The organism is Microcoleus sp. S28C3, from assembly GCF_036700785.1.
Classification (GTDB): Bacteria; Cyanobacteriota; Cyanobacteriia; order Cyanobacteriales; family Microcoleaceae; genus Microcoleus; species Microcoleus asticus.
This window is the reverse complement of record NZ_JAUBPO010000209.1, coordinates 1-5187: the sequence shown is the minus strand read 5'-3', so window position 1 is coordinate 5187 and position 5187 is coordinate 1. Positions and strand designations below refer to the sequence as shown.

The 5187-nt window shown below is 46.4% G+C and carries 4 protein-coding genes; 2 read left to right on the top strand and 2 right to left on the bottom strand.

What is annotated here, in order from left to right; genetic code table 11:
- Positions 1–78: 78 nt before the first annotated feature.
- Complete coding sequence (locus QUA13_RS31400; protein WP_333204864.1) at positions 79–2067, bottom strand: BamA/TamA family outer membrane protein; 1989 nt, start codon at positions 2065–2067, stop codon at positions 79–81.
- A gap of 148 nt (positions 2068–2215) precedes the next feature.
- The gene (locus QUA13_RS31395) at positions 2216–2416 is read right to left on the bottom strand and encodes a hypothetical protein (protein ID WP_172188544.1); all 201 of its coding nucleotides are present in this window, start codon (positions 2414–2416) and stop codon (positions 2216–2218) included.
- Between the two features lie 159 nt (positions 2417–2575).
- On the opposite strand from QUA13_RS31395, the gene QUA13_RS31390 reads away from it, so the two are divergent.
- Both QUA13_RS31390 and QUA13_RS31385 read left to right on the top strand, forming a co-directional pair.
- Positions 2576–3406, top strand: a complete 831-nt coding sequence (locus QUA13_RS31390; RefSeq protein ID WP_333204862.1) for an alpha/beta hydrolase — start codon at positions 2576–2578, stop codon at positions 3404–3406.
- Between the two features lie 130 nt (positions 3407–3536).
- The gene (locus tag QUA13_RS31385) at positions 3537–5018 is read left to right on the top strand and encodes an ATP-binding protein (protein WP_333204859.1); all 1482 of its coding nucleotides are present in this window, start codon (positions 3537–3539) and stop codon (positions 5016–5018) included.
- The last annotated feature ends 169 nt before the right edge of the window (positions 5019–5187 follow it).

The following is a 5187-nucleotide window of genomic DNA, read 5'->3' as shown; positions in this document are numbered from 1 at the left end:
GAAATCCGCTTTTGCCCAAATGGGATATCTTGATTCGACCACTTTAGCTGGTAAATTATTTCTCAGAAATCACCTAATTTAAAATCGTTGCTTTGTACCGAGTATAAATTTGAGATCGCCGGAGTCGCTAACCCCCATATCTAAGCGAATTAATCCAAAGCGCGATCGCACCCTCACACCCACCCCAACACCCGCCCCAGTCCCCGGTTTGTCCCTGACTACCGCCGGTTTTCCCAACACGCTGTCTCCCGTTCCCAAATCTGACGCAAAATCAACAAATATCACGCCACCGACATCCCGGCCGACAGGAAACCGATATTCGCCGGAAGCTAAAAAATAGCTCCGGCCGCTGCCAATATCCCCGCTATCGTAACCCCGCACGGAATTGCGACCGCCGAGGCGAAAAGCTTCTGTTGGCGGCAAATCCCCAATTACAGTGCCCGCTTGCAAGTTAAAAGCCAACATTTCTGGAAAAGCCTCGGAGTCGCCGCGGCCGAGCCAAGTAATTGGTACATACTGTATGTAATTCGCCAACAGGCGGTTACTCACAATGTTACCTCGCCCCAGAGGTATTGACTGCTCGGTGCTGAGGCTGAGAATCGAGCCTCTAGTTGGGTCGAAGGGATTGTCGCGCCGATCGAGCATAGCGCCAAAAGAAACTGTGTATAACTCGTCAACGCCGCTGCCGCTGAATGTGAGAGGATTGCCGAGTTCGTCGCGGCGGGCGATATCTAAGTTGCGATCGCGCGTGCTGATATTTGTATAATTTAATCCCAAAGTCGATTGCCACTCGCCCAAAGGTCTGGTAAACCTGAGATTTCCCCCCACCCGAATTTCCCGTACCCGGTCCCCGTTGGGCAAATCAATATCTTTGTTGAAAATTTCCGATATTCTACGATCGCCAAAAGCTCTCACACTGTATCCCAAACGGTCTTCGGCGGCAACGTAAGGGCTGACAAACTGGACATCGTACTCGATACCTCGGAGGCTGGGCTGAAGTTCCACCGCCAGCCGCTGCGGGACCCGGCCGAAAGTTCGATCTGTATAGGAAAGAGGAACAGCAACGCCAACATCATCACTAAGACTGGCACTCACGCTAAAAGAGCGAGCCGATCGCTCTTGAACGTTGTAGATTACATTAATATCCGTGCCAACTTCTTCGATCGAAACCGTAACCTTGTCAAACAATCCCAATTGCTGCAACTGCTGCAAATCCGATCGTACAACGGACGGGCTGTAGTTATCCCCCGCCTTGAGTTTGAGCTCGCCTCGGATAAAATCTTCCGAAATTCTGCCCTCAACCGGATTCCCTTTTTTATCAACAGCTTCGCCTCTAGAATTGACAAAGCGAATTTTCACCTCAGCAACGTAAACGCCCTCAGCATTGCCCGCTTGACTGATTTGTAGAGTACCGCCTAGCTGTCGGGCGTTGCTGTTTACTGCTTCGGGGATTTCGGCGTTGGCCGCGATCGTCGGAGTTTTTAACAGAGATGTAAAATCTTTATGGTGGCTGGACTTGAGTGATATCAATTCCGGTTGCACCGTCAGGTGATTGTTGACTGTTGACTGTTGACTGTTGACTGTAGAAGGAGGGGTGGAAAAACTCAATGGTTGAGTGTTAACTGTTGACTCGATTTTATTATTTTGATGCAACCGGAAACGATATGAGGGAGATTCCCTAGGGGATAGCTGCGCCGCGGGTACTTCGACCGCAACTGCGAGCTCGTCGGATGCCGACAAATCCCCCACAGTTGGACTCACCTGAGAGGTTGCACCATTCTCAATCAGCTTTTTATGGACAGGCAAGATGCCTGTTCCACAAAACAATTCATCTGTAGTGGAACGGGCATCTTGCCCGTTCTTGAGAATGGTGCCAGATGTGAGACTCACCTCATCCTCCGTCTGTACCCTTGTGGGACAGGCGTCTCGCCTGTCAATTTCTGCGGTTCCTTCTCTAAACTCCGCCTCAGTCAGTGCGGCACTCGGATCGATCGCCCGCGCCCCCAATTCGCCACCAGCCACCGACGCCAAAGTCAAAAATGCAATAATCGGAATTCGCATAAACATAAAATTAAAGAACCCAACGCATATTACCCAAAACCTGGCCCCCTGCCTAATTAGCCGAAAAGAAACCCGGTATTTTTGGGGATACCGGGTTTCTACGATGCTGGAATTTGGGAAAATTCGATCGACCGCGGGCGATCGTAAAATTTGTTTAAATAGCTTGTCGAGAAACTCGTTTCTCAAAATGAGCCTGAGTCTGCTGCAACAGTAGTTCGCGACTATCCTTAGCGGTGGTAATGGTAGGGAGCAAGTTGCGAGCTTGTAAAGTCATGTGAAGCTGTAGGTGTGCTACGTACTCACTGACATCTTCGCGAAGAGAGCAAGCCGGGTACTGTTTTAAAGTAGAGTTCAAAGTGTTCTCCTGCTTTGAGTTGGCAGTATTTTCAAATAATAATAGAGAATATCACGGTCTATTTCTAATTGTGTACTCCGTAATGAAGTTTAACCTTTGGACTGCCGTTTTGTTACAATTGTTTACAAATATTTCTTACCTATCAGGAATCGATCGCCCATGCAGTCTCAAGCACTTGTAGGACAGAAGCACACATTAAGTACATTTGTCAATAGCAGCAGCCAAACAGCCGCCTACCTCGACATCGGGTGCGGCCGACCCTTATTGATGCTGCACGGTTTCTTCGGAGAAAAGACTTGCTGGCTGCCATTAATTGAGTTATTGCAATCTCAGTTTCGGTGCATCAGTTTAGATATGTTGGGTTTTGGAGAATCCAGCCAACCAGAAATCCGCTACGATGTAGCTGTAGAAGTTGCTTTTGTGCGGCAAGTTGTAGAACAACTAAATATCGAACCATGCTGCATCATCGGACATTCTTTTGGCGGTTGGGTGGCATCTGCATATTCCCTAAAATATCCTAATTCAGTCAGCAGTTTAGTATTAGCAGCACCTGCGGGAATTCGGGACGATAGTTTTTGCGGTCAATACGATGCTTTGCGGCCGCTGCTGTGGGAAACAACCGCCGTTGATTGGGCCTTGCAGTTAGCAAAACCTTTTGCTATTTTAGCGGGAAAAAGTGATAAATTGCAGCAAATTTCCGGGTGGCGACGGGAGTTAATGTCTCAACCAGTAGCAAGGTCATTTTTAATGAGCCGGATGCGGCCGGAAGATGCAGTTGATACAGTAGAAAAAGAAATTCACCAATTGCAAATTCCTACCTTAGTAATCGCCGCAGATAGCGACGAAACAATTCCTCTATGGCACTGTCAAACCTATGCCAACGAGATACCGGGGGCTGAGTTAGCAATTATTCCCAATGCCGCTCACGGGTTGCCGCAAACTCAAGCTCAAATCATGGCCAAGTTGATTAGTAAATTTTTGAATAATTAAGAAAAACTATGCAACAAGCCGAATTATGAAAATTGTGATAAGTCAAAAAATGAAAATAATTGTGTTTTAGTATACTACTTTATTACGAACTACACAATATATTAGTTAGTGTATTGTACAAAAAAAATTTATGGCTCTTAAATCTTGTGTCAGCAGGAGCTACAGACATTTAGTTGAGTCGGGGGCATTATCAATGGCGATACTCAATAACTACTTTAATCTGGAAGAAATTACGACAGCCAGAAAAATTAGTGCTGCGGTAATTAATATCAGCGGCCGCCAGCGAATGCTTTCCCAACGAACGGCTTTTTTTTGCATGAGGTTAGCTTGCTCTGAGAATGCGGCAGAAAGAGCAAAACTGCGCGGGGATTTGTTAGAGGCGATCGAGCTTATGGAAAAATCGCACCGCGACTTAATTAATATTGGCAGCAGCATCAACTTAGGCAGTCCCCCTTCAGCCACCCTCAAGGCAATGTATTTTGAGCCGCCACTGTATTTAGACAAACAAGTGCGCGAATATATCGCTCGAATAAAAGCATTGGTGCAAGTTCCTGATGCCGAAATCAGGCTGGACAATCCCGATATGCTGTACATTGTCGAAGCAGCAGGCGGCGACTTGCTAGAAGCTTTCGATGCCGTGGTGAGTCAATACCAGCAAGAAAGCGAAATCGAACAATTTGAAATCGACCTCAAACAGGTTGAACTTTATCAAGAAAGTTGCGCTGCTACCGCGAAAGCGGAAGCTCAAACGGCCCAGCTCGATCGCGCACTTTGCGAACTCAAACAAACTCAAGCTCAACTCCTCCACAGCGAAAAAATGTCTTCGCTGGGGGCGCTAATGGCTAGTATCGTCCACGAAATTAATAACCCAGTTAGTTTTATTTACGGCAACTTGAGCCATGCCGCAATTTATACTCAAGATTTGCTGAACCTGCTGTGTCTGTATCAAGAATACTGTCCCAATCCCTGTCCCGAAATTAAAACTTTAATCGAAGAGATAGATCTTGATTTTCTAGTTGAAGACTTGCCTAAAGTTATCTCATCTATGCAAATGGGTTCCAATCGCATTCGCGAAATTGTCAAATCTATGGGCAACTTTTCGCGAACCGATAACAGTCACATGACCATGTGCGATTTGCACGACAGCATTGACAGCACCGTGTTAATTTTGCGAAACCGTCTCAATTCTCAAATAGACCGTCGCGACATTCAAGTAGTTAAAAATTATGGAAAATTGCCTGCTGTAGAGTGTTATGGCGGACAGCTCAATCAAGTATTTATGAATCTAATTACCAACGCGATCGATGCTTTGGACGAGGCATCACAAAATGAGCCCCATGCTGCGCTAAAAATTTCTATCAGCACAGAATTAGCTGGGCCCGATCGCGTGAGAGTACGGATTGCTGACACGGGAACGGGAATGACAGCAGAGATAAAACAACGAATGTTCGAGCAGTTTTTTACCACAAAGAAAATAGGTAAAGGTACCGGTTTAGGATTGTCTATTGTCTACAAAATATTAGTAGAAAATCACGGAGGATCGCTCAGGTGCGAGTCTGAACCGTCCAAAGGAACCGAGTTTATCATTGAACTGCCGGTACAGCAAATTTAAGCAATTTACAAATCTCCAAATTTATCTGTGTTAATTGTGGCACGGGCAGGACGCCTGTGTTAATTGTGTGTGGTATGGGCGTCCCGCCTATGTTACTGGAGTTTAGACTAAAAAACGATCGCATCTAAAAGTACCTGCCTTTCAACACCGGGCAAGTTATTGCTCAACA